The sequence below is a fragment of the Streptomyces sp. NPDC051133 genome (assembly GCF_040682635.1).
Lineage (GTDB): Bacteria > Actinomycetota > Actinomycetes > Streptomycetales > Streptomycetaceae > Streptomyces.
Window position 1 is genome coordinate 134,044 of record NZ_JBFBBK010000006.1, and the last position, 23,085, is coordinate 157,128.

Consider the following 23,085-nt stretch of genomic DNA (forward strand, 5'->3'; position numbering starts at 1 on the left):
GTGCGCTGATCGCTTCTGCACTCGGAAGGACACGCACATGAGACGCGCCACCAAGGTCTCCGCCGCAGCTGTCGGCCTGGCCGTCCTCGCTGTCACCGGCACCGCCGTCGCCGCCGCCCACCAGGGCGACGCCGACTGGCCCTACGCCCGCCACCACGGCGCGGCGTCGTACACCCTGGCGGCCGTCGGCGACATCGCCTGCGAGCCCGACGACGACGAGAACGCCAGCACCCCGGCCTCGCTCAAGTGCGGCAGCCCGACGCTGGGCGGCACGAGCGCCGAGTTCGCCACCGCCGAGCAGGCCACGGACATGCACCCCGACGCCGTGGCGCTGCTGGGCGACGAGCAGTACCAGGTCGGCAAACTGACCGACTTCGAGCGGTCCTTCGAGCAGGCGTGGGGCGGCCTGAAGATGCTCGAGCGTCCGGCGCCGGGCAACCACGAGTACTACGCGTACACCAAGAAGGGCGACAACGAGGCCTGGCAGAACGGTGCCGGCTACTTCGGCTACTTCAACGGCCACGACCAGGCCGGCACGCCGAACCCCCAGGGCCAGGCCGGCGACGACACCGCCGACAGACAGGGGTGGTACTCCTACGACCTCGGCAACTGGCACATCGTCTCGCTCAACGCCGAGTGCGACTCCGACGCGTTCCACCACGACTGCTCCACGACGGACGACGGCCTCCTCGGCCAGGAGACCCGGTGGCTCTCGCAGGACCTGGAAACCAACACCCGTCCGTGCACGATCGCGTACTGGCACCAGCCGGCCTTCAGCGCCACGACGGCCTCGACCGCCACGGTGCCCGCTTCAGCGCCGGGCGCCGGCGGCACCGAGGGCGCGGCGAGCGACGCGTGGTGGAAGCTCCTCTACCGGCACCACGCCACGCTCGTCCTGAACGGCCACGAACACGCGTACGCCCGGCTGCGCCCGATGAACCCGGCCGGCCGGTACGACCCGGACCACGGCATCCCGGAGTTCGTCGTCGGCTCCGGCGGCGAGGCCATCGACACCCTCGCCGGCACGCCCGGCGACTACGACAACCCCAACGTGGTCACCGCCCAGGCCCGCGCCTTCGGCGTCATGAAGCTCACCCTCGGGTCCCACGGCTACAGCTGGGACTACAAGCCCGTCCTGCCGGGCCCCGGCTTCGACGCCACGGCGCTGCAGTACGAAGACTCCGGCAGCGGCACCTGCAAGTAGCTCCCACGACGCGGTGACGACGGCCGGCCGCCACGAACCCGACGGCCGGCAGCCGTCGCTCAGATGTCCCGGAAGATCTCGATCTGCGCCCCGATCGAGTTCAGGCGCTCGGCGAGGTCCTCGTAACCCCGGTTGATGACGTACACGTTGCGCAGCACCGACGTGCCCTCGGCCGCCATCATCGCCAGCAGGACGACCACCGCGGGGCGCAGTGCCGGCGGGCACATCATCTCGGCCGCGCGCCAGCGGGTCGGGCCCTCGACCAGGACCCGGTGCGGGTCGAGGAGCTGGAGCCGGCCGCCGAGGCGGTTGAGGTCGGTGAGGTAGATCGCGCGGTTGTCGTAGACCCAGTCGTGGATGAGGGTCTGGCCCTGCGCGGTGGCCGCGATGGCCGCGAAGAACGGGACGTTGTCGATGTTCAGGCCCGGGAAGGGCATGGGGTGGATCTTGTCGATCGGCGCCTCCAGCTTGGAGGGGCGGACCGTGAGGTCGACCAGGCGGGTTCGGCCGTTGTCCGCGAAGTACTCGGGGCTGCGGTCGTGGTCGAGGCCCATCTCCTCCAGGACCGCCAGCTCGATCTCCAGGAACTCGATGGGGACGCGGCGGACGGTCAGTTCCGACTCCGTGACGACCGCGGCGGCCAGCAGGCTCATCGCCTCGACCGGGTCCTCGGAGGGGGAGTAGTCGACGTCGGCATCGATGTTCGGCACGCCGTGCACGGTGAGGGTGGTGGTGCCGATGCCCTCCACCTTGACGCCGAGCGCCTCCAGGAAGAAGCACAGGTCCTGGACCATGTAGTTGGAGGAGGCGTTGCGGATGACCGTCACGCCGTCGTGGCGGGCGGCGGCCAGCAGCGCGTTCTCGGTCACGGTGTCGCCGCGCTCGGTCAGCACGATCGGGCGGTCGGGGCGGACGCTGCGGTCGACCTGTGCGTGGTACTGGCCCTCGGTGGCCGCGATGTCCAGGCCGAACCGGCGCAGCGCGATCATGTGCGGCTCGATGGTCCGGGTGCCGAGGTCGCAGCCGCCGGCGTACGGCAGCTTGAAGCGGTCCATGCGGTGCAGCAGCGGGCCGAAGAACATGATGATCGAGCGGGTCCGTACGGCGGCCTCCGCGTCGATCGCCGCCATCTCCAGCTCGGCCGGCGGCACCAGCTCCAGGTCGACACCATCGTTGATCCAGCGGGTGCGCACGCCGATGGAGTTGAGCACCTCCAGCAGGCGGTACACCTCCTCGATCCGCGCCACCCGGCGCAGCACCGTGCGCCCCTTGTTGAGCAGCGAGGCGCACAGCAGGGCCACGCAGGCGTTCTTGCTGGTCTTCACGTCGATGGCACCGGACAGACGGCGACCGCCGACGACCCGCAGATGCATCGGGCCCGCGTAGCCGAGCGAGACGATCTCGCTGTCCAGGGCCTCGCCGATCCGGGCGATCATCTCAAGGCTGATGTTCTGGTTCCCGCGCTCGATGCGGTTGACGGCGCTCTGGCTGGTGCCGAGCGCCTCCGCGAGCTGCGTCTGTGTCCAGCCTCGGTGTTGCCGGGCGTCACGGATGAGCTTGCCGATGCGTACGAGGTAGTCGTCTGCCATGAGGTTGAGGTTATCTCAGATATGAGATGGTGCCCGTTGGGGGGTCCATTCGGGTGACGCGGCGTCAGTGACCTGCGCAGTCACGGGGCCTGTGCGATGGTGAGGGTGATTCGTCCGATACCTGTCTCTTCGTTCGGTACCTATCGCCTGCCCGCATTTCCGCCGCAATCACGCAGGAACGGCCGGACTCCTCACGCGATTCCGGGTGAAGGGGAGGGGCGGCCCGAAGCCGGCCGCCGGGACCGTTGACGTGGTGTGCGTCGGCGTGTCGCGGGTGACGGTGCGGCGGGCCCGCTCTACGGCGCCGTACCCGTAGCGAACCTCCGGCGCCCCGGGTCCGGGGCGGTGTCATCAGAGCCCCACGGCGACCTCGCCGGGGGCGCCCACCGCCGTCCGCCGCCGCGCGCGCCGCTCCTTCAAGGGGGCCGTGTGAGCCATGCCACCGACGACCGGCGTGCCCGGGCCGGTCCGGGCATGACCATCCAGCGGCCATGTACTAGTGTTATCTCGACATCGAGATATCTGCCAGGCGCACCGCAGCCGCCACCCACTAAGGGTTACCTAACTTAGCCTTACCTTAGCGGATCGGCCAGACCGGCGTGGCGGCACGATTGACGGTGGTACGCGCACATCAATGAAGGAGACTGTCGTGTCGGCGAACAGCTTCGACGCCCGCAGCACGCTGCAGGTGGGCGACGAGTCGTACGAGATCTTCCGGCTGGACAAGGTGGAGGGCTCGGCCCGCCTGCCGTACAGCCTCAAGGTCCTGCTCGAGAACCTGCTCCGCACGGAGGACGGCGCGAACATCACCGCCGACCACATCCGCGCCCTCGGCAGCTGGGACTCCCAGGCCCAGCCCAGCCAGGAGATCCAGTTCACGCCGGCCCGCGTGATCATGCAGGACTTCACCGGCGTTCCCTGCGTCGTGGACCTCGCGACCATGCGTGAGGCCGTGAAGGAGCTCGGCGGCGACCCCGCCAAGATCAACCCGCTGGCCCCGGCCGAGCTGGTCATCGACCACTCCGTCATCGCCGACAAGTTCGGCACCAACGACGCCTTCAAGCAGAACGTCGAGCTGGAGTACGGCCGCAACAAGGAGCGCTACCAGTTCCTGCGCTGGGGCCAGACCGCCTTCGACGAGTTCAAGGTCGTCCCGCCCGGCACCGGCATCGTCCACCAGGTCAACATCGAGCACCTGGCCCGCGTCGTCATGGTCCGCGACGGCAAGGCCTACCCGGACACCCTGGTCGGCACCGACTCGCACACCACCATGGTCAACGGCCTCGGCGTCCTCGGCTGGGGCGTCGGCGGCATCGAGGCCGAGGCCGCCATGCTCGGCCAGCCGGTCTCCATGCTCATCCCGCGCGTCGTCGGCTTCAAGCTGACCGGTGAGCTGCCCACCGGCACCACCGCCACCGACCTCGTGCTCACCATCACCGAGATGCTCCGCAAGCACGGTGTGGTCGGCAAGTTCGTCGAGTTCTACGGCGAGGGCGTGGCCGCCACCTCGCTCGCCAACCGCGCCACCATCGGCAACATGTCGCCGGAGTTCGGCTCCACCGCCGCGATCTTCCCGATCGACGGCGAGACCCTGAACTACCTGCGCCTGACCGGCCGCTCCGAGCAGCAGGTCGCGCTCGTCGAGGCCTACGCCAAGCAGCAGGGCCTCTGGCTGGACCCGCAGGCCGAGCCGGACTTCTCCGAGAAGCTCGAGCTGGACCTGTCCACGGTCGTCCCGTCCATCGCCGGCCCGAAGCGCCCGCAGGACCGCATCGTCCTCGCCAACGCCGCCGAGCAGTTCAAGCTCGACGTGCGCAACTACGTCGACGCCGTGGACGAGGCGGGCGTGGAGTCCTTCCCGGCCTCCGACGCCCCGGCCGTCCACCCGAACGGCGCCCCCTCCAACCCGGTCCAGGTCACGGCCCCCGACGGCACGACCTACGAGCTGGACCACGGTGCGGTGACGGTCGCGGCCATCACCTCCTGCACCAACACCTCCAACCCGTACGTCATGATCGGCGCCGCCCTGGTCGCCAAGAAGGCGGTCGAGAAGGGCCTCACCCGCAAGCCGTGGGTCAAGTCCACCCTCGCCCCGGGTTCGAAGGTCGTCACCGACTACTTCGAGCGGGCCGGCCTCACCCCGTACCTGGACAAGCTGGGCTTCAACCTCGTCGGCTACGGCTGCACCACCTGCATCGGCAACTCCGGCCCGCTGCCGGAGGAGGTCTCCAAGGCCGTCAACGACCACGACCTCGCGGTCACCTCGGTCCTCTCCGGCAACCGGAACTTCGAGGGCCGTATCAACCCCGACGTCAAGATGAACTATCTGGCGTCCCCGCCGCTGGTCGTCGCGTACGCCATCGCGGGCTCCATGAAGGTCGACATCACCCGTGAGGCGCTCGGCACCGACCAGGACGGCAACCCGGTCTTCCTGAAGGACATCTGGCCCTCCGAGGCCGAGGTGAACGAGGTCGTCGCCGGTGCCATCGGCGAGGACATGTTCTCCAAGTCCTACAGCGACGTCTTCGCGGGCGACGCCCAGTGGCAGTCCCTCCCGGTCCCGACCGGCAACACCTTCGAGTGGGACCCCGAGTCCACCTACGTCCGCAAGCCCCCGTACTTCGAGGGCATGGGCATGGAGCCGGAGGCGGTCTCCGACATCACCGGCGCCCGCGTGCTCGCCAAGCTGGGCGACTCGGTCACCACCGACCACATCTCCCCGGCCGGCGCCATCAAGGCCGACACCCCGGCCGGCCAGTACCTCACCGAGCACGGTGTGGAGCGTCGTGACTTCAACTCCTACGGCTCCCGCCGAGGCAACCACGAGGTCATGATCCGCGGCACGTTCGCCAACATCCGCCTGCGCAACCAGATCGCGCCGGGCACCGAGGGCGGCTACACCCGCGACTTCACCCAGGCCGACGCGCCGGTGTCGTTCATCTACGACGCCTCGCGCAACTACATCGAGCAGGGCATCCCGCTGGTCGTCCTGGCCGGCAAGGAGTACGGCTCCGGCTCGTCCCGCGACTGGGCCGCCAAGGGCACCGCGCTGCTCGGCGTCAAGGCCGTCATCGCCGAGTCGTACGAGCGCATCCACCGCTCGAACCTCATCGGCATGGGCGTCCTGCCGCTGCAGTTCCCGGAGGGCGCCACCGCCGCCTCCCTGGGCCTGACCGGCGAGGAGACCTTCTCCTTCACCGGTGTCGAGGAGCTCAACAACGGCACCACGCCGCGCACGGTCAAGGTCACGACCGACACCGGTGTCGAGTTCGACGCGGTCGTCCGCATCGACACCCCCGGTGAGGCCGACTACTACCGCAACGGCGGCATCATGCAGTACGTGCTGCGCAGCCTGATCCGCAAGTAAGCACTGCGGAACGGCCGGTCAGGGCCGCATCCCCGGCAGCGGGGGTGCGGCCCTTCGCCGTACCCCGACCGGTACGGGCCAGGCACCCCGGGGACCCGCGGCCACCGCCCGCGCGCCCGCAGCCACCGCCCGCGCGCCCGCGCGCCGTCCACCGGCCGCCTCCTCGAACCGCCCGCGGCGGAGCCCACGCCCACGGGCGGCGCACCGGCCCCGGCCATCGGTCCCGGCCGCTGCACAGCCCCGCCCGGCCCCCGCCCGGCCGCGCCCTACGGCAGCGGCTGCTCCGCCCAGATCACCTTTCCCTGCGGGCTGTACCGCACCCCCCAGCGCTCCGTCATCTGCGACACCAGGAACAGGCCCCGGCCGCCCTCGTCGGTCGTCGCGGCGTACCGCAGATGCGGCGAGGTGCTGCTGCCGTCGGCCACCTCGCAGATCAGCGCACGGTCACGGATCAGACGCAGCCGGATCGGATCGGTGCCGTAGCGGATCGCGTTCGTGATCAGCTCGCTCAGGACCAGCTCCATGCCGAAGCCGAGTTCCGCCAGACCCCACTCGTCCATCTTCTCGGACACGGCGAGCCGCATCCCCGACACGGCGGCCGGATCCTGCGGCACCTCCCACTCGGCGACCCGGTCGGACGCCAGCGCCCGGGTGCGGGCCACGAGCAGCGCGACATCGTCCTTGGGCCGTCCCGGCAGCAGCTCCTCCAGCACCGCCTGGCAGCTCTCGTCCGGCGACCGGTCGGGGTGGCCCGCCAGCGACTGGCGCAGCAGCTCCATGCCGACGTCCAGGTCACGGCTGCGGTCCTCGATCAGGCCGTCGGTGTACAGCACCAGCTGGGTGCCCTCGGCGAGCTCCAGCTCCGCCGTCTGGAACGGCATGCCCCCGATGCCGAGCGGCGGCCCGGCCGGCAGATCGGCGAAGGTGACGCTTCCGTCGGGATGGACCAGCGCCGGCGCCAGATGCCCGGCCCGCGCCATGGTGCAGCGCCGCGTCACCGGATCGTAGATCGCGTACAGGCAGGTGGCGCCGGCTATCTCCGCCGTCGTCTCCGCGGAGGCCTCGTCCTGGTCGATCCGGCCGACCAGGTCGTCCAGATGACTCAGCAGCTCGTCGGGCGGCAGGTCGAGCGTGGAGAAGTTGTGCACCGCGGTGCGCAGCCGCCCCATCGTGGCGGCGGCGTGCAGACCGTGACCGACCACGTCACCGACGACCAGCGCCACCCGGCTCCCCGGCAGCGGGATCACGTCGAACCAGTCCCCGCTCACCCCCGACTGCGCGGGGATGTAGCGGTATCCGACGTCGAGGGCGCTCTGCTCGGGCAGCGCCCGCGGCAGCAGGCTGCGCTGCAGGGTGACCGCCAGGGCGTGCTCACGGGTGTACCGGCGGGCGTTGTCGATGCTGACCGCGGCCCGGGCCACCAGCTCCTCCGCCAGCGACACGTCCTCGTCGTCGAAGGGATCCCGCTTGGCCCGGTAGAAGTTCGCCATGCCCAGCACGACACCCCGGGCCCGGATCGGCGCGACGATCAGCGACTGGATGCCGTACTCGAGGATGTCGCGGGTGCGCTGCGGGTCCTGCGCCCGCCAGCCCGGCGCGCCGGACAGGTCGGTCACCAGCTCCGAGTGACCGCTGCCGTAGCCGCGGGCCTGGGGCGTGGACGGCAGGAAGTGGATCAGCCGGTCCTTCTCGTACAGCGGATGGTCGTCCCGCACCCCGTGCACGGCGATGCGCCGCAGGTCCGTCGAGGAGTTCCCCGGCTCCTCCCCGTGCAGCACCGCGTCGGCCAGGTCCACGGTGACGAAGTCGGCGAACCGCGGCACGGCGACCCGCGCCAGTTCGTCCGCCGTGCGCGACACGTCCAGGGTGGTGCCCACCTCCAAGCCCGCGTCGTACAGCAGCTTGAGCCGTTCCCGGGCGACCTCCGCCCGGCCGGACACCGCCTGCAGCTCCGTGGAGTCGCGGAGCGTCACCACGGTGCCGCCGGAGCAGCCCGCCCGGTCCGTGGGCCGCTGGTTGACCGCCAGCAGCCGCTCCCCGGCGAAGAACACCTCGTCGGTGACCTCACGCCCGGAGGAGAGCAGCTCCACCACGTCCGCGTCGAGCCCCGGCAGCTCCGACACATGCCGGCCCTCCGCCGTGGCCGGCAGCTCCAGCAGCCGCCTGGCCTCGTCGTTGACCAGCAGCAGCCGCCCGTCGGCACCGACGATGAGGACCCCTTCGCGCACCGAGTGCAGCACCGTGTCGTGGTGCTCGTACATCCGGGTCATCTCGTCCGCCGCCAGGCTGTGGGTCTGCCGCCGCAGCCGCCTGCCCACCAGCGCCGTGCCGCCCGTCGACACCACGAGCGCCGCGGCTCCGGCGGTCAGGATGATCGGCAGCTGGCGGTCCACCTCGCTGGTGACGTTCTTGACCTTGAGCCCCGCGGAGACCAGCCCGATCACCTTGCCGTGCGTGTCGTCCACGGGCACGGTCGCCTGCACCTCGTGGCCGAGCGGGCCGTGCACGCTCTCGGTGTAGACCTTCCCGGCCAGCGACGGAGCGATCTGGCCCACGAACCGCTTGCCGATCTTGCTCGGGATGGGATGGGTGTAGCGGATGCCCTTGGTGTCCATCACCACGATGAAGTCGACACCGGCGGCCTTGCGCCCGGCCTCGGTGAGCGGCTGGAGGATCTTCGACGGGTTGGGGGACTGCAGGGCCTGCTGGACGCCGGGGGCGTGCGCGAAGGTCTGGGCGACGGCGATCGACCGGCGCCGGGCCTCCGCACTGGTGTCCCGCTCCGACTGCAGGACCAGGGCCAGGACGCCGCACAGCACGAGGACCACCACCAGAGCGACCTGCAGGACGAACACCTGCCCGGCGACGCTCCGTGGGCTCCTGCCGATCGCATAGCGCCAGGAAAGGCGCCTGAATCGGGCGATTACTGCCGACATGCGGCCTTTGTAGCACCGGCGTTTCCCGGGTGGCTACGGTAGGTCCACGAGCTGGACGTATGTTCCATGTCACACCGGTCCGGTCACGGCCACGAACGCGGGGCGCAGCAACCGGTCCCCGACCCGGTACCCCGAGCGCAGAATCTCCGCGCAGACCAGCCCCTCGGCGGCCTGCGACGCATGGTGGACGGCCGCCTCATGGCACGCCGGGTCGAACGGCTCGCCCTCCTCTCCGAACCCCTGCACCCCGAGCGCGCCCAGCTGGGCCCACAAGGTGTCCACGATGTCCTTCAGACCCGGGGTCAGCGGCTCGTACGCGCACGCCCGGTCGACGGCGTCCAGCACCGGCACCAGCGCCGTCAGCACATTGGCGACGGCGATCTCCCGCACGGCCATCCGGTCCCGCCGCACCTGCTTGCGGTAGTTGTCGTACTCCGCCTTCACCCGTTGCAGATCGGCTGTGCGCTCCGCCAGCAGCCGCTCGGCCTCGCCTCTGCCGCCCGTCCGGGTCGCGTCCATGATCAGCCCGCCTCCGGCTTGTCCTCGTCGACGATCTCGGCGTCCACCACGTCGTCCTCCCCGCCGGCCCCGGCACCCGGGCCGGACCCGGCCCCGGCGCCCGCGCCCCCCGCGCCGCCCGGGCCCGCCGCACCGTCCGGGGCCGGCTGCTCCGCCCGCGCCCGGTCGTACAACGCCGTACCGATCTTCTGGGCGGCCTGCGCCGCACGGTCCGTGGCCCGCTGGATCGCCGCCGTGTCCTCCGACTTCAACTGCTCCTTCAGCTCCGCCAGCGCCGTCTCCGTCTCCGACTTCGCGTCCGCCGGAATCCGGTCCGGGTTGTCGCTGATCAGCTTCTCGGTGGAGTAGACGAGCTGCTCCGCCCGGTTCCGCGTCTCCGCGGCCTCCCGGCGCTGCCGGTCCTCCTCCGCGTGCTGCTCCGCCTCCCGGACCATCCGGTCGATGTCGTCGCGCGGCAGCGCCGAACCGCCGGTCACCGTCATCTTCTGCTCCCGGCCGGTGCCGAGGTCCTTCGCCGAGACGTGCATGATCCCGTTGGCGTCGATGTCGAAGGCCACCTCGATCTGCGGCACACCGCGCGGCGCCGGCGGCAGACCGGTCAGCTCGAACATGCCGAGCTTCTTGTTGTACGCGGCGATCTCGCGCTCGCCCTGGAAGACCTGGATCTGCACCGACGGCTGGTTGTCCTCGGCCGTGGTGAAGATCTCCGAGCGCTTCGTCGGAATGGTCGTGTTCCGCTCGATCAGCTTCGTCATGATGCCGCCCTTGGTCTCGATCCCCAGGGACAGCGGGGTGACATCGAGCAGCAGGACGTCCTTGACCTCTCCCTTCAGCACACCCGCCTGCAGGCTGGCGCCGACCGCCACCACCTCGTCGGGGTTCACGCCCTTGTGCGGCTCCTTGCCGGTCAGCTCCTTCACCAGCCGCGTCACCGCGGGCATCCGCGTCGAGCCGCCCACCAGCACCACATGGTCGATGTCGGCCACCTTGATCCCGGCGTCCTTCACCGCCTGGTGGAACGGCCCCTTGCAGCGCTCCAGCAGGTCCGCCGTCAGCTGCTCGAACTGGGCGCGGGTCAGCTTCTCGTCCAGGTGCAGCGGACCCTGGGCCGAGGCCGTGATGTACGGCAGGTTCAGCGAGGTCTCGCTCGACGACGACAGCTCGATCTTCGCCCGTTCCGCCGCCTCCCGCAGCCGCTGCACGGCCATCTTGTCCCGGGACAGATCGACGCCGTAACCGTTCTTGAACTGCGTCACCAGATGATCCACGACCCGCTGGTCCCAGTCGTCACCGCCGAGCAGCGTGTCACCGTTGGTCGCCTTCACCTCGATGACGCCCTCGCCCATCTCCAGCAGCGACACGTCGAACGTCCCGCCGCCCAGGTCGAAGACCAGGACCGTCTGGTCGTTCTCCTTGTCCAGGCCGTACGCCAGCGCCGCCGCCGTCGGCTCGTTGATGATCCGCAGGACCTGCATGCCCGCGATCTCCCCGGCCTCCTTCGTCGCCTGCCGCTGGGCGTCGTCGAAATAGGCCGGCACCGTGATCACGGCATCGGTGACGTCCTCGCCGAGGTACGCCTCCGCGTCCCGTTTCAGCTTCTGCAGCACCCGCGCGGAGATCTCCTGCGCCGTGTACCGCTTGCCGTCGATGTCACCCTGTTCCGGGAACCGCCAGCCGTGGTCGCCCACATGCCGCTTCACCGAACGCGCGGTGCGCTCCACGTTCGTCACGGCCTGCCGCTTGGCGACCTCGCCGACCAGCACTTCCCCGTTCTTGGCGAAGGCCACGACCGACGGGGTGGTCCGCGCCCCTTCCGTGTTCGTGATGACGGTGGGCTCGCCGCCTTCGAGGACCGAGACCACCGAGTTCGTCGTACCGAGATCGATACCGACCGGACGCGCCATCTGCGCTCACCCTCCTCGCCTTCAAGGAAGGACCCTCTTGTCACCAGCATAGGTTTCCGGCGCCCGACCGCCGCGCGGACGTCCAGGGCCGGCGCTCTCGGCGCCGACTGCGCCGGGAAGCGTGTGGGAGCGCTCCCGTCGCTGTTCGCCCTGCTGCCGGGCAGGTCGGGGCGCGCTCTGGGCGGACCCGGTGGCCATGCGCACCGGGTCCGCGAGCCGGGCAGGTGAGGGGGGTGGGGAACCTGCCCGGGGGACATGGTCTGGGGCTGCGGCGAAAGGACGACGAAGGGGGGGAAGGGCAGCGAAGGGGGGTGAAAAAAGGTGGCTTGGGCGTCGGCGAAGGTGCGCGACAACGTTGTCCTATGGTCTGTACATGACTCTACCGCCTCAACCGACAACGATGTCAACCCACTTGGGGTAGCCCGGCCGAGTGAACCCGGCGTGTGCCTGCGGAGGCGCACGCGGTCTTCCGTGGTAGCGGTGGCGCACGTTACTGTCCCTGCGGCTTGTGCGACCCGTGGTGCGCGACCCGTCCGTAAGGAGGAAGGGCCGCGTCATGCGTTTCAGACCCACGTCCCTGCTGCTGGCCGCGCTCCTCGCGACCTGCGGCACCGCAACCCCCGCCCTCGCGGCGACCGCCGCACCCCCCGGCCTCGTCAAGGACCCCACCCCCTACGTCGATCCGCTGATCGGCACCAGGAACGGCGGCGACGTCTTCCCCGGAGCCGTCGTGCCCTTCGGCATGCTGTCCTGGAGCCCCGAGAACACCAGGGGCGACGCCACCAGAACCGCGGCCCCCGGCGGCTACCAGTACGACGCCACCCGCGTCCGGGGCTTCAGCCTCACCCACATGTCCGGCACCGGCTGCGCGGGAGGCAGCGGCGACATCCCGTTCTTCCCCTACGCCGGTGAGGTCACCTCCTCCCCGGCGAGCGACACCAAGGACGCCGTCTACGCCTCGGACTTCCGCCACACCGACGAGACCGCCGAACCCGGCCACTACCGGGTGGGCCTCGCCTCCGGAGTCACCGCCGACCTCACCGCCACCACCCGCACCGGCTCGGCCCGCTTCACCTTCCCCGACGGCAAACCCGCCTCCCTGCTGGTGCGCACCGCCAACTCCGAGGTCGGCTCGGAGAATTCGACGGTCACCATCGACCCGGAGAGCCGCACGATCTCCGGATCCGTCACCTCCGGCGACTTCTGCGGTTACCTCGACCCGGAAGGCCAACGCGCCTACTACACGCTGTACTTCACCGCACACGTGGACCGCGCCTTCAAGGCGACCGGCACCTGGCAGGACGACCGGCTCGACCCCGGCTCCCGCCAGGCGTCCGGCGGCACGGGCGGCTTCACGCACGGCGGCCGGCCCGTCCCGGGCAAGGGCGCGGGCGGCTACGTCGAGTTCGCGCCCGGCACCGGGCCGGTGCACGTCAAGGTCGGCATCTCCTACGTCAGCGAGGCGGCGGCCGAGGCCAACCTCGCCGCCGAGAACCCGCCGGGCCGCTCCTTCGACACGGTCGCGGCAGCGGCCCGGCGCGCCTGGCGCGACCGCCTCGGCGCGGTCCGCGTGGGCGGCGGCACGGACGCCGAGCGCACCACCTTCTACACCGCGCTCTACCACGCGCTGCTGCACCCGAACGTCATCAGCGATGCCGACGGCAGGTACCGGGGGGCCGACGGGCGGGTGCACACGGTCGACGGTGGACGGCCGCATGCCGGCGCCGGACCCGCCGGCAGCCGACCGCACACCGCCGACAGCCGACGGCATGCGCAATACGGTACCTTCTCCGGCTGGGACGTCTACCGCGACCAGCTCCAGCTCCTCACCCTCCTCGACCCCCGCACCGGCTCCGACATCGCCCAGTCGCTGTACGAACTCGCCCGGCAGAACGGCGGAGTCTGGGACCGCTGGCTGCACGGCGCGAGCGGCACGCACGTCATGAACGGCGATCCCTCGGCGACCGCGCTCGCCGGCATCCGGGCCTTCGGCGGCACCGACTTCGACCTCGCGGGCGCCCTCCACTCCCTCGTGAAGGCGGCGACCGTACCCACCGCGCAGGACCTGTCCCCGGCCGGCAAGCCGGTGCTCTCGGCGGGCCAGCGCCCCTCGCTGGACAAGTACCTGAAGCTGCACTACATGCCGAGCGTCTCCAACGCCTGGGGCGGCGCGGCCGAGACCCTGGAGATGTCCACGGCCGACTTCTCCCTCTCCCAGCTCGCCCGCGCGGCGGGGGAGAAGGACACGGCGACCGCCTTCGCCCGCCGCGCCCAGTGGTGGCAGAACGACTTCGACATCGCCGCCGACCCCGCCGGCGGCTACATCGCCGACCGCAGGGCCGACGGCAGCTGGGTCACCGGCTTCACCCCCGGTACCGGCACCGGTTTCGTCGAGGGAACGGCCGCGCAGTACACCTGGATGGTCCCGCACGATCCGGCGGGCCTGTTCGCGGCGATGGGCGGCCGGGACAAGGCCCTCGCCCGGCTGGACGGCTTCTTCCACGACGCCGACGGCGGCTGGGCCTTCACCGGCAGCGGCGGCACCAAGTCCGAGCTGGACAACGAACCGTCGATCAACGTGCCCTACCTGTACGACTACGCGGGCGCCCCCTACAAGACCCAGGAGACCGTCCGCGCGGCGATGCGGCAGCTGTGGACCACCACGCCCGGCGGCATCCCCGGCAACGACGACCTCGGCGCCATGTCGTCCTGGTACGTCTTCTCCGCCCTCGGCATGTACCCGCAGGTGCCGTCCCGGGCCGAACTGGTCCTCGCCTCACCGCTGTTCGAGCGGGTGGAGATCCACCGTCCGCAGGGCAACGACATCTCCGTCCGCGCGCCCGGAGCGGCGGCCGACGCCCCCTACGTCCGGTCCCTGAAGGTCGACGGCCGTTCCGGTGACCGGCCCTGGCTGCCCGCCTCGTTCGTGCGTGACGGGGGCCGGCTGGACTACACGCTCTCCGCCACCCCGGACCGCTCCTGGGGCGTGGACAGCCCGCCGCCGTCGTTCCGGGAGGGCGAGCAGCCGTACCAGATCGGTGTCGGCCCGACCGCCGCCACCCTCGCCCCCGGCGGCAGCACGAAGATCGCTGTCCGGGCGGTGTCCCTGACGTCAGGCTCCGGACCCGAGGTGCACTTCGCGGTGGACACCCCGGCCGGCGTCAGGGCCACGCCCGCCGAGGGCACGGTCACCGACGGCGCGCGGGAGATCACCCTCACGGCCGCGAAGGACGCCGCCCAGGGCTTCGCCGACGTCATGGTCACGGTGACCTCGGGCGGTACCTCCTACCGGCAGCCGGTCGCGCTGACCGTCGCCGCCCCGGGCACCCTGCTCGCGGCCTACGACACCACCGGCGTCTCCGACGACACGGGCGACCACTCCGAGGCCGACTTCGACGGTGGCGGCTGGAGCTACTCCCGCCAGGCCCTGGCCGCGGCCGGCCTCCCCGCGGGCGCGCACGGCACGGTCGGCGGACTCACCTTCACCTGGCCCGACTCGCCCCCCGGCCGCCCCGACAACGCCTCCGGCTCGGGACAGACCATCGCGCTGGCCGAGCCCGCCACCACGCTGTCGTTCGTCGGCAGCGCGGTCAACGGCAACCAGCAGGCCCGGGCGACCGTCACCTACACCGACGGCACGACCGGCACCGTCGACCTGTCCTTCACCGACTGGACGGTGGGCGGCGGAGGCGGCACCGTCCAGTACGGCAACGAGGTCGTCGCCGAGACGGCGTACCGCAACGTCGCCGGCGCGGACAAGGACCCGGTGAAGACGTACGTCTTCGCCACCAAGCCGTTCACCGCGCCGGACGGCCGGACCATCAGCAGCGTCCGGCTCCCGGACGACGGTGACCTGCACGTGTTCACGCTGGCCACCGGCTGAGACCGGGCACACGGCAGGGGGCGGACCCGGACGGGCCCGCCCCCTGCCGTCCTTCCCGGCGTCAGGCCAGCAGCTCCACCTCCGCCAGCGTCGACGCGCCGTCCAGGACCAGCCGGTACTTCGCGTACCGGCCCGGTGCCGCGACGGTGAAGGCGCGGGTCTGGCGGTCCCAGCGGAACGTCTCACCGGAGCGGTGGTCGAGGGTCCGCCAGGTCGTGCCGTCCGTGGAGCCCTGCAGGGTCCAGCCGGTCGGTGCCCGGGTGTGGTCCGCGGAGGAGGTCAGCGTGTACTGGAGGGGCTTCACGGCGCCGTCGACCGGCAGGTCCACCGAGGTCACCGTCGCGTCCGTCGCCGAGGTGTCGTCGAACAGCGGGCCGTCGCCCTTCAGCACGTCCGCGCGGGGGGTGGGCACCTTGTCGTCCCCGGTGATGGAGACCGGGGCCGCGTTCTTGCCGGTGCCCCACGTCGACGGCTTGGCGCCCATGAAGAACTGCAGCACCCCGCCCTTGGACAGCAGCGAGTGGGGCAGCGAAGTCGACGTCCAGGGACGGCCGTTGAACGTCACACCCTGGACGTAGACGTTCTTGGCGCTGTTCCCCGGAGCCTTGACGACCAGGTCACGGCCGTTCTCCAGGTGCACGGTGACCTTCTTGAACAGCGGGGAGCCGATGGAGTACTCGCCGCTGCCCATGACCAGCGGGTAGAAGCCGAGCGCGGAGAAGAGGTACCAGCCGGACTGCTCGCCGTTGTCCTCGTCGCCGTGGTAGCCCTGCCCTATCTCGCTGCCCGTGTAGAGGCGGGACAGCACCTCGCGCACATAGCTCTGCGCCTTCCACGGCTGGCCGGCCGCGTCGTACATGTAGATGACGTGGTGGGCGACCTGGTTGGAGTGGCCGTACATGCCCATCCGCACGTCCCGGGCCTCGGTCATCTCGTGGATGACACCGCCGTAGGAGCCGACGTAGTCCGGGGAGGCGGTCTCCGGCGTGGAGAAGTACGTGTCGAGCTTGTCCGCGAGGCCCTGCCGGCCGCCGTACAGGTTGGCCAGGCCCCGGCTGTCCTGCGGGGCCGTGAAGGCGTAGCCCCAGCCGTTCGTCTCCGTGTAGTCGTAGCCCCAGACACGGGGGTCGTACGCCGACGAGTCGACCCGCCGGCCGCCCCGGTCGTCCCGGCCCTGGAAGAAGCCGGCCTTGGGGTCGAACAACTTCACGTAGTCCTGGGCCCGGTTGAGGAAGTACTGCGACTCCTCCCGGTACCGCTTCTCACCGGTCTTGCGGTACAGCTCCTGGCCCATCCGGGCGATGCCGTAGTCGTTGACGTAGCCCTCCATCGCCCACGACAGGCCCTCGGAGGTGTCGGTGCTGGTGTAGCCGAGGAAGGGCGAGGTGCTCATGCCCTTGCGGCCCACGCCCGACGCCGGCGGGACCACGGTGGCGTTCTTCACGGCCGCGTCGTACGCCGCCTTCGCGTCGATCTTCACGCCCTTCACGTAGGCGTCGGCGAAGGCCACGTCCGAGGAGGTGCCGGTCATCAGGTCGGCGTAGCCGGGGGAGGACCAGCGGGAGGTCCAGCCGCCGTCCTTGTACTGCTGTATGAAGCCGTCGACCATCTCGCCCGCCTGAGAGGGCGTCAGGAAGGAGTACGCCGGCCAGGTGGTGCGGTAGGTGTCCCAGAAGCCGTTGTTGACGTACACCTTGCCGTCGACGATCTTCGCGCCGGTGTGGGTCGGGGTGTCCTGGCTCGGCATCGGCGAGAACGGGGAGGCGTACCGGTTCTTCCCGCCGGCCTTCTCGAAGCCGGAGTTCGGGTAGAGGTACAGCCGGTACATGCTGGAGTACAGCGTGGTCAGCTGGTCCGCGGTGGCACCCTCCACCTCGACCTTGCCGAGCAGCTTGTCCCAGACCTGCCGGGCGTGCGCCTTCACCGCGTCGAAGGAGGTGCCGTCCGGGATCTCCTGGCGCAGGTTGTCCTTCGCCTGGTCCACGCTGATCAGCGAGGTCGCCAGCCGCAGCGTGACGGTGCGGTCCGCACCCGCGTCGAAGCGCAGATAGCCCTTCACCCCGCTCGAGGCGCCGTCCGTGACCGGCTTGTCGAACTCGCCGTAGACGAACAGCCGGGTGGCGCCCGTGGACAGCCCCGACTTCACGTCCGAGTAGCCGGTCACGGTCCCGTGGGTCTTGTCCAGGGTCAGGCCCGCCTGCTCGGTGACGTTGTCGAACAGCACGCTCGCGTCGCCGCCGGGGTAGGTGAACCGCAGCGCCGCCGCGTGGTCGGTGGGGGCCATCTCCGCCTTGAGACCGTTCTCGAAGCGGACCCCGTAGTAGTACGGCCGCGCGGTCTCGTTCTCGTGCCGGAAGGGCAGCTCGCGCGCCTGGCGGCCGGTGTCCGGGGTGCCGGCCGCGGCCGACGGCATCAGCTGGAAGGTCTGCCGGTCACCCATCCACGGGCTCGGTTCATGGCTCGCGCTGAACGCCTGGATGGTCGGCAGGTTGTCGTCGTTGTTCGCGCGTGCGTACTCGTACAGCCAGCTCAGCGAGGAGGCGTTGGTCACCGGCGTCCAGAAGTTGAAGCCGTGCGGGAGGGCCGTCGCCGGGAAGTCGTTGCCGCGCGAGAAGCTGCCGCTGGAGTTGGTGCCCCGGGTGGTCAGCGCGTAGTCCGACAGGTGCGCCTTCGGCTTCTGGGGCGCGACCGGCTTCAGGGAGACGTCGTCGATCCAGCCGCGGAACTTCGCCGGGCCGTCGGGGGAGTCGTACGCCACCAGGATCCGGTCGACCGTCTTCCCGGCGGCCACCGCGCCGATGCCCGAGGCGACGTCGTTCCACTGGTTGACGTACAGCGACTTCGACGCGCCCTGCCCGCGCGGGGAGAGCGGGAACCCGTGCTGGTCCTGCGCGCCCAGGTCGCTGAGGTAGGTGCCGTCGGTGAAGGCCAGGTCGACGGAGACGTTCGTGGCGTCGTAGTCGCGGTCGCCGTCGGCCATCGACGGGAAGATGCGGTAGGCCAGCCGGGTGTCACGGCCGACCTTCACGTTCACGTCGAAGACCTTGTTGTACGAGTACGCCCGCCCGCCCGCCGTGTGCCGCCCGGCGTAGCGCAGCGCCCTCTTCCCGGTGAACCCGGCGCGCGCCTTGGCCGTGGGGGAGCCGGTCGGGCCCTTGTCGACCAGCGTCAGCATGTCCTGCGGCACCGGACCGCCCCCGCCGCCGGTGGAGAACTGCACGTCGGCGAGCTGGAGTATCGAGGCGCCGCTGTTCTTCGTCACCTCCAGCCGGAAGTGCTGGTACTCGGCCGGCTGGGCGAGGTCGTACGACTTCGTCTGGAACCGTTCGGAGAAGGCCTCGCCCGAACGGGTGTCGACCGTCTTCCAGTCCTTGCCGTCGGCGGAGCCCTCCAGGGTCCAATCCCTCGGGTCGCGGTCGTCGTAGTCGTTGGCCGAGGTGAGGGCGTACGTCACCAGTTTGATCGGTTTGTCCAGGTCGAACTCCACCCAGCCGGTGGACTCGAAGGTCAGCCACTTGGTGCCGGGCTCGCCGTCGACGAGGTTCTCCTTCACCTCGCCCGCGCCGGTGTTCTCGCCGCTCGCCCGGACCTCGGTGACATGGTCGGTCACATTGCCCGGGATGCCGGTGCTGTAGCCGCCGTCGACGCCCGAGGCGCGCTTGGCGCCGTCGGGACCGGCGTCGACGGTGTTCAGCCAGTCCGGCGCCGGATCGCCCGTCTCGAACGAGGATGCGAACTCCTGGTCGGCGGCCGGGGCCTTGGCCGGCAGGGCGACCGCCGCGCCCTGTGCGCCGACGGCCATGACAAAGGCGGCCGTGAGGACGACCGCCGGACCCCATCTGTGCCGAGTTCTCCGCTGCATCTACGGATTCCCTCCCTGCGCCGGCTCTGGACAACGTTGTCAACTTCGAGGCGCAGGAACCAGTAGGTGGTCAAGTGGCCCGTGATGTCAAGGGTGTTGAGCGTGGCATTCAGGGACTTATGTCGCGGTTTTTCTCGGCGGGCCGCACACGGGGGTCTCATATTTCCGTGAGGTCTCAACTCGGAAAAGACCCATCGCGAACCCTGCATTCGATCTTGCTCCGCCGACCGAAAGTGGACTATACCTGTCGGCGTTTCCAGCATGACCCTGCACGACCCAGCACGACCCGACTGCGGTGCCGGGGAGGATCCGGTTCACCGCCTGAGTCCTGGAGAAGGCGAGGACTTGAGCATGGGATCCACCTCGAACAACAGCGCCGAAGGCGTCGGCCGTCGTGATGTGATCAAGCGGTCCGCCGCGCTCGGCATCGTCGGTGTGCCGGCGATGGGCTTCCTGTCCGCCTGCGCGAGCAGCGGGGGCGGCGGTCAGGAGAAGGCCAAGGCGGGGAAGAAGTCCGCCAAGAACCCGCTCGCCGTCAACGACACCGCGAAGATGGAGTTCGTCCTCTTCGACGGCGGCTTCGGCAAGGAGTACGCCGAGGACGCGGTGAAGATCTACCAGAAGGACTTCCCCAAGGCCACGGTGAAGTTCGCCGCCACCCAGAAGATCCAGTCCACCCTCCAGCCCCGTTTCAACCAGGGCAACCCGCCGGACCTCATCGACAACTCGGGCGCCGAGCAGATGGACATGGGCGTGCTCGTCGGCAAGAACCAGCTCGCCGACCTCACCCCGCTGCTGGACGCGCCGTCGTACGACGACCCGAACAAGAAGGTCCGCGACACGCTGCGCCCCGGCATCGTGGAGATGGGCCAGTTCGACGGCGACCCGGTCTGGATCCTCTACTACGCCTACACGGTGTACGGCGTCTGGTACTCGCAGAAGGCGCTCGACTCGCTCGGCGTGGAGTACCCGAAGACCTGGGACGAGATGCTCCAGGTCTGCGCCAAGGCCAAGAAGAAGGGCATCGCGGGCTGGACGTACGCGGGCAAGTACCCGTACTACCTCCCCTTCTCGCTGTACCCGATGATCGGCAAGGTCGGCGGGCGCGAGGTGCTCGACGCCATCGACAACCTGGAGCCGAACGCCTGGAAGCACCCGGCCGTCAAGGCCTGCTTCGAGGCGTACTACGAGCTGTACAAGAAGGGGTACGTCCTCCAGGGCACCCCGGGCCTGGACCACATCCAGTCGCAGACCGCCTGGGCGAAGGGCAAGGCGCTGTTCATCCCGAACGGCTCCTGGGTGGAGAACGAGTCGGCCAACGTCATCCCGAAGGACTTCGACCTGGCCGTTTCGGCCCCCTCCGGCATCGACGGCTCCGACAAGCTGCCCTTCGGCACCATCTGGGCCTCCGGCGGTGAGCCGTTCGTCGTGCCGGCCAAGGCGGCGAACCCCGAGGGCGGCATGGAGCAGCTGCGCATCATGCTTTCGGAGGCGTCCTCGAAGAACTTCACCGCCAAGGTGAAGTCGCTGACCGCGTACAACGGCGGGACCTCCGGCATCAGCCTCACCCCGGGCCTGAAGTCGGGCGTGGCGGCGCTGAAGCTGGCGGGATCCAACGTGGTGAATCCGCGGCTGCAGGACTGGTACGTCCAGCTACAGAAGGAGAAGATCGGGGTGGCCGGCCTCGGCGAGATGATGGCGGGCCGGATGACCCCGGCGGAGGCCATCAAGAAGATCCAGGGCTTCGCCGACGAGGCGGCCAAGGACACCTCGATCAAGCACTACAAGCACCAGTAAACAGCACCCCCGACCGCACCGGAGTGGCGATGCAGCACGGCAAGTACCGGTTCATCGTGGGGTTCCTGGCAGTGCCCCTGGGACTGTACGCGCTCTTCGTGGTGTGGCCGTTCATCCAGTCCATCTATTACTCGTTCACGGACTGGACCGGCCTGAGCCCCGAATTCAAGATGGTCGGCTTCGACAACTACGAGAGGATGTTGCACGACGACATCTTCTGGAAGTCGTTGCAGCACAGTCTGCTGTTCGCCCTGGTCCTGCCACTGGTGACGATCAGTCTGGCGCTGTTCTTCGCCTTCATGATCAATGTGGGCGGACGGCGGAGAAGGGGCGGCCCCGTGATCTCGGGCGTCCGGGGCTCCTCCTTCTACAAGATCGTGTATTTCTTTCCGCAGGTGCTGTCCATCGCGATCGTCGCACTGTTGTTCGCGTTCGCGTACAACCCGGACAGCGGCGCGATCAACTCGGTCCTGCGCGGGATCGGCCTCGACCATGTGCAGCCGCTGTGGCTGGGCGATCCCGGCCTCGCGCTGTGGTGCGTCATGGCGGTGCTCGTCTGGTCCACGGTCGGCTTCTTCGTGGTCCTGTTCTCGGCGGGCATGGCCTCGATCCCGGCGGAGATGTACGAGGCGGCGCTGCTCGACGGCGCGAGCCGCTTCACCACCTTCTTCCGCATCACCCTGCCGCTGCTGTGGGACACCGTGCAGTCCGGCTGGGTCTACATGGGCATCCTCGCGCTCGGCGCCGAGTCGTTCGCGGTCGTGCAGATCATGACGACCGGGCCGGGCGGTCCCGACTACTCGACCACCGTGATGGTCCTGTACGTGTACCAGAAGGCGTTCCGGGACGGTCAGGCCGCCTACGCCACCACCATCGGCGTCGCCCTCCTCGTCGTCACCCTCGCCTTCGCGGCGATCGTGATGCGGCTGGGCCGTCGCGAGCGGCTGGGGTACTGAGCGATGAAGACGACCGAGACCCCCGCCCCGCTGCCGGCCGAGTCCGGCGCGACCGTCTCCAAGGTCGACGTACCGGCCGCCAGGCCCGCCCGGCCGAAGAGGGAGGGCGGCGTCCTCAACGTCTTCTCCCACGGTGTGCTGGTCATCTGGGCGATCATGGTGGTCACGCCGCTGCTGTGGGCGGTGATGACGTCGTTCAAGGACGACAGCTCCATCTTCGGCTCACCCTGGGCCCTGCCGGACAGGCTGCACTTCGACAACTGGGCGCGGGCCTGGACCGACGCCAACATGAGCGACTACTTCCTCAACACCGTCCTGGTGGTCGGGGGCTCGCTCATCGGCACCCTGGTGCTCGGCTCCATGGCCGCCTACGTCCTCGCCCGCTTCGACTTCCCGGGCAACCGCTTCATCTACTACCTGTTCGTCGGCGGCATGAGTTTCCCGATCATGCTCGCGCTGGTCCCGCTGTTCTACGTGGTGAACAACATGGGCCTGCTGAACACGATCCACGGGCTGATCCTCGTCTACATCGCCTACTCGCTGCCCTTCACCGTCTTCTTCCTGACGGCCTTCTTCCGCACGCTGCCCACGTCGGTGGCGGAGGCGGCCTTCGTGGACGGTGCTTCGCACACGCGTACGTTCTTCCAGATCATGCTCCCGATGGCCAAGCCGGGCCTGATCAGCGTGGGGATCTTCAACTTCCTGGGCCAGTGGAACCAGTACATGCTGCCCACGGTGCTCAACACCGACCCCGACAAGAAGGTCCTCACCCAGGGCCTGGTCCAGCTGGCGGTCAGCCAGGGCTACAAGGGCGACTGGTCCGGCCTCTTCGCGGGCCTGGTCATGGCCATGCTGCCGGTGCTCGGGGCGTACATCGTCTTCCAGCGCCAAGTCGTCCAGGGGCTGACCGCGGGGGCGCTGAAGTAGGCCGGCGCACCCCGGCGGGGTGACGCCCCGCATCCGTCCGTACGCACGCCGCTCCCGGTCCGGGAGCGGCGTGCGCGCGTGTTCCCGGGCCGGTGCGCGCCTGTTCCCGGACGTGGGTGCGCGCCACTTTCGGGTGGTGTG

11 protein-coding genes are annotated in these 23,085 nt (G+C 70.0%); 6 read left to right on the forward strand and 5 right to left on the reverse strand.

Annotated features, from left to right (window positions below):
• The first annotated feature begins 37 nt into the window (after window positions 1-37).
• Window positions 38-1,204: a metallophosphoesterase gene (locus tag AB0N17_RS09525; protein WP_366010601.1), complete on the forward strand. Its 1,167-nt coding sequence runs from the start codon at window positions 38-40 to the stop codon at window positions 1,202-1,204.
• Between the two features lie 59 nt (window positions 1,205-1,263).
• Here the strand turns inward: AB0N17_RS09525 and AB0N17_RS09530 are convergent, their stop codons facing one another.
• The gene (locus AB0N17_RS09530) at window positions 1,264-2,793 is read right to left on the reverse strand and encodes a UDP-N-acetylglucosamine 1-carboxyvinyltransferase (RefSeq protein ID WP_366010602.1); all 1,530 of its coding nucleotides are present in this window, start codon (window positions 2,791-2,793) and stop codon (window positions 1,264-1,266) included.
• Between the two features lie 649 nt (window positions 2,794-3,442).
• Here AB0N17_RS09530 and acnA point away from each other — a divergent pair.
• On the forward strand, window positions 3,443-6,160 hold the full coding sequence (gene acnA, locus AB0N17_RS09535; protein WP_366010604.1) for an aconitate hydratase AcnA: 2,718 nt from the start codon (window positions 3,443-3,445) through the stop codon (window positions 6,158-6,160).
• A gap of 266 nt (window positions 6,161-6,426) precedes the next feature.
• On the opposite strand, the gene AB0N17_RS09540 is transcribed toward acnA, so the two are convergent.
• From AB0N17_RS09540 to dnaK, 3 genes are all read right to left on the reverse strand, one after another.
• Window positions 6,427-9,096 (reverse strand): SpoIIE family protein phosphatase, encoded by a 2,670-nt coding sequence (locus tag AB0N17_RS09540; RefSeq protein ID WP_366010606.1) that lies wholly within the window; start codon window positions 9,094-9,096, stop codon window positions 6,427-6,429.
• A gap of 69 nt (window positions 9,097-9,165) precedes the next feature.
• Entirely contained in the window at window positions 9,166-9,615 is a 450-nt protein-coding gene (gene grpE, locus AB0N17_RS09545) for a nucleotide exchange factor GrpE (RefSeq protein WP_366010607.1), read from the reverse strand.
• 2 nt (window positions 9,616-9,617) lie between these two features.
• A complete protein-coding gene (gene dnaK, locus AB0N17_RS09550; RefSeq protein WP_366010608.1) occupies window positions 9,618-11,519 on the reverse strand; it encodes a molecular chaperone DnaK in 1,902 nt (633 codons plus the stop codon).
• 556 nt (window positions 11,520-12,075) lie between these two features.
• On the opposite strand from dnaK, the gene AB0N17_RS09555 reads away from it, so the two are divergent.
• Window positions 12,076-15,402 (forward strand): GH92 family glycosyl hydrolase, encoded by a 3,327-nt coding sequence (locus AB0N17_RS09555; protein WP_366010609.1) that lies wholly within the window; start codon window positions 12,076-12,078, stop codon window positions 15,400-15,402.
• Window positions 15,403-15,463: 61 nt separating this feature from the next.
• On the opposite strand, the gene AB0N17_RS09560 is transcribed toward AB0N17_RS09555, so the two are convergent.
• Entirely contained in the window at window positions 15,464-19,264 is a 3,801-nt protein-coding gene (locus tag AB0N17_RS09560) for a GH92 family glycosyl hydrolase (protein WP_366010610.1), read from the reverse strand.
• 351 nt (window positions 19,265-19,615) lie between these two features.
• Here AB0N17_RS09560 and ngcE point away from each other — a divergent pair, with 351 nt between their 5' ends.
• From ngcE to AB0N17_RS09575, 3 genes are read left to right on the forward strand one after another with little or no spacing between them, the layout of a single operon-like run.
• Window positions 19,616-21,061 (forward strand): N-acetylglucosamine/diacetylchitobiose ABC transporter substrate-binding protein, encoded by a 1,446-nt coding sequence (ngcE, locus tag AB0N17_RS09565; RefSeq protein WP_366010611.1) that lies wholly within the window; start codon window positions 19,616-19,618, stop codon window positions 21,059-21,061.
• A 29-nt stretch (window positions 21,062-21,090) separates the two neighbouring features.
• Window positions 21,091-22,017 (forward strand): sugar ABC transporter permease, encoded by a 927-nt coding sequence (locus AB0N17_RS09570; protein ID WP_366010612.1) that lies wholly within the window; start codon window positions 21,091-21,093, stop codon window positions 22,015-22,017.
• 3 nt (window positions 22,018-22,020) lie between these two features.
• Window positions 22,021-22,944, forward strand: a complete 924-nt coding sequence (locus tag AB0N17_RS09575; protein WP_366010613.1) for a carbohydrate ABC transporter permease — start codon at window positions 22,021-22,023, stop codon at window positions 22,942-22,944.
• Window positions 22,945-23,085: the final 141 nt, after the last annotated feature.